Source organism: Gaoshiqia sediminis (assembly GCF_025907915.1).
In the GTDB taxonomy this organism is placed as follows: domain Bacteria; phylum Bacteroidota; class Bacteroidia; order Bacteroidales; family Prolixibacteraceae; genus Gaoshiqia; species Gaoshiqia sediminis.
The window spans coordinates 1-476 of sequence record NZ_JAPAAF010000116.1 but is presented as its reverse complement, the minus strand read 5'-3'; the positions used below and the strand labels follow the sequence as shown (position 1 = coordinate 476).

Below are 476 nucleotides of genomic sequence, written 5' to 3'. Positions count from 1 at the left end.
GATTTCAACACCGGGTAAACCGATTCGAGGTAGTTCAAATCGCCGCTGTACAAATACTTCTCCCACAAATGCTGCGAAAGCCAGGCACCACCCATAGGCCACATGCCCCAAAAAGCGCCATCAACCACACCGCTGATTCGCCAAATGTCAGTATTGTGATGGGTGACCCAACCTTTGGCGCCGTACATCTCGCGAGCAGTCTGCTGTCCGGTTTCGGAAAGCTCTTTCACCATCTGGATTAGTGGTTCGTGCAGCTCGGTGAGGTTGCATTTTTCTGCTGGCCAGTAATTCATTTCGGTGTTAATGTTGATGGTGTATTTACTGTCCCAGGCCGGGTTGGTGCTTTCATTCCAAATACCCTGCAAATTGGCGGGTTGTCCGCCCGGTTGAGAACTTGAAATCAACAAATAACGTCCAAATTGGTAGTACATCGAAACCAGTTGGGGATCATGGCTGGTCGAAAAATTCTTGATGCG

At 49.4% G+C, this 476-nt stretch carries 1 protein-coding gene; it reads right to left on the bottom strand.

Features of this window, described 5'->3' with window-relative positions; translation table 11 throughout:
- Window positions 1-476, bottom strand: a 476-nt coding sequence (locus N2K84_RS20675; protein WP_428222006.1) for a glycosyl hydrolase family 95 catalytic domain-containing protein, incomplete at both ends; no start/stop codon positions are given.